Annotated in this window: 2 protein-coding genes and 1 pseudogene; all 3 read right to left on the reverse strand. The window is 66.2% G+C overall.

Annotation, left to right across the window (positions count from 1 at the left end; all coding sequences use genetic code 11):
- Nucleotides 1–353 (reverse strand): P1 family peptidase (locus tag EN964_RS31895; RefSeq protein ID WP_206528788.1); only part of this gene is annotated, 353 nt, incomplete at its 3' end.
- A 4-nt stretch (nucleotides 354–357) separates the two neighbouring features.
- Nucleotides 358–1989: an exodeoxyribonuclease VII large subunit gene (gene xseA / locus EN964_RS31900; protein ID WP_127272365.1), complete on the reverse strand. Its 1632-nt coding sequence runs from the start codon at nucleotides 1987–1989 to the stop codon at nucleotides 358–360.
- A gap of 83 nt (nucleotides 1990–2072) precedes the next feature.
- Nucleotides 2073–2410 (reverse strand): annotated as a pseudogene (locus EN964_RS31905) (LysR family transcriptional regulator); the annotation flags it as partial.

Genomic DNA, 2410 nt, shown 5'->3' on the forward strand with positions numbered 1-2410 from the left:
CCGCAGGAATGCGTGTTGGTGATGGTGATCGGGAAGTTGAAAGCGCCGGTTTCCTCGACGATGTGCGAGCCGGTCAGTTCGCCGTTTCCGTTCTGGCTGAAAATGCCGGCGAAGACCGGCGTGGCGAGGTCGGCGAGCGGCCTGGGCAGGATCGCGGTCACGCCGGTGCGCACCGGTCCCTCGCCGACGACAAGCGCGCCATCGCCCGAAATCAGCGTCGCATAGCCGACCGTCACGCCGGGCACATCGGTGATCGCGTTAAACGGTCCGGGCCGCCCATCGAAGCCGATGCCGAAATTTCGCGCGCGCGGTTTGCCCGAGGGTGTTGTCAGATGATGCGGATTGTCGGTCATGGTCTCAGAACAGGGATCCCTGATTGCCCGGCTCCTTGGCCTTGGCCGCCGGCTTGGCCACGGCTTTCGGTTTTGCCGTGCCGGTGATCGCCACCGCATCGGCGATGCCGTCGGCGAACTCGAGCGAAAGCGCCATTCCCGACGCCACCTCGGCAGCCTGCTTGATCACCGCGCCATCCGCATCCCTCACCAGCGCAAAGCCGCGCGCCAGGACGGCCTTGTGCGACAGCGACGCCATCAACCTGTCGGCCTGGACGACGCGGCCGCGCAGGCGCTCCAGCCTGAGCACCACTGCTTGCGTGCCGCGTCTCGTCAAAGCTGTCAGCAAATCCCTCTGCACGCGTTGCCGCCGTGCCGTCGGCTCGATCGTGATGCGGCCTTGCAGCATGCCCAGTTGCTGCTTGTGCCGCTGCAGCGATGCCCTGGCACATTTTGGCAATTGATCGGCCGCTCGGTTAAGCTCCGCACGCCGGGCTCTTGCCAACGCGCGCAGTGCCCCTTGTGCTCGCAAAAGATTGCGTTCGTTGGTGCGCCGCGCCTCGGCAATGCGCTGCGACAGCATTGCCGGTGTCAGCTTTACGGCAAAAAACCTTGCACGCTTGCGTTCGGTGGAGACCAACAGGCCCCGGCCGAGCCTGGATGTCGCCTCATCGAGGCGCCGGCGCGGCAGCGCCAGCAATTGATCGGGCGAGGGCAGAGCCCGGGCGGCGGCACGGACGGCCTGCCGCTTGCGTTCGAAATTGCGCAGGACCGCCGCTTTCAGCCGCGCTCCGAGGCTGGCAAGCGTCGCTTCGAGGTCCGCCTTCACCGGCACGGCGATTTCGGCCGCACCCGTCGGCGTCGGCGCCCGCACATCGGCAACGAGGTCGATCAGCGTCCAGTCGGTCTCGTGGCCGACAGCCGAGATCACCGGAATGCCGGAAGCGGCAACGGCGCGGGCGAGCGCCTCGTCGTTGAAGCCCCAGAGGTCTTCGAGGCTGCCGCCGCCGCGCGCCACGATCAGCAGATCGGGGCGCTGAATGGCGCCGTCCCAGGCCAGCGCGTTGAAGCCGTTGACCGCGGCAGTCACTTCCGCGCCTGACGTCTCGCCTTGAACACGCACCGGCCAGACCAGGATGTGCAGCGGAAAGCGGTCCTTGATGCGGTGGATGATGTCGCGGATGACGGACCCTGTCGGCGAGGTGACGACGCCGATGACGCGCGGCATGAATGGCAGCAACCGCTTGCGACCGGCATCGAACAGCCCCTCGGCCTGTAGCCGCCGCTTGCGCTCCTCCAGCAGAGCCATCAGGGCGCCGGCGCCGGCAGGCTCCAGATTGTCGATGACGATCTGGTAGTTGGACTTGCCGGGATAAGTGGTGAGCTTGCCGGTGGCGATCACCTCCATCCCCTCCTCGGGGCGGAATTTCAGCCGGCTCATCGTGCCTTTCCAGACCACGGCGTCGAGACGGGCACGGTCGTCCTTCAGCGCGAAATAAGCATGACCGGACGAATGCGGCCCGCGATAGCCTGATATTTCGCCGCGCACCCGCACATTGCCGAAAACGTCCTCGACCGTGCGCTTCAGCGCGCCGGAAATCTCGCTCACCGTATATTCGGCGGCGTTGGTGCGTGATTCGGATGCTGCTTCGCTCATCGGTCGATTGGGGAACGGTTGGGCGCCCGCGTCAAGGCGGTTGCGTCGGGCCAGCCGTTCATAACCCGCATACCTGACCCCGCCTACCAGCCGGGCAGAATCTGGTTCGGCTTGGTTCGCCGCAGCTTGGTGAAGGCGAGTGCCGCGAAATCGAATGTCCCGGGATCTTCACCGACCGGCACGGAGATGTTGTCCAGGCTTTCCGAAATATGGCGGGCGAGCGCATCGACGATCTCCGGCCGCGACGTCTGGCCGCGCATGATGCCGATGCGGCAATCGGGCAGGGCGCCGAAGCCGTCGGCTTCGCCCAGCACCCGCATGCCGGGCCGTAGCGCACATTCCGGCAGCACCGAGATCGCGAGGCCCGAAAGCACCGCGGCGGTGATGACGGTGGCCGAGAAACTGGTGAACAGGATGCGAT

The organism is Mesorhizobium sp. M7A.F.Ca.CA.001.10.2.1 (assembly GCF_003998575.1).
GTDB lineage: Bacteria > Pseudomonadota > Alphaproteobacteria > Rhizobiales > Rhizobiaceae > Mesorhizobium.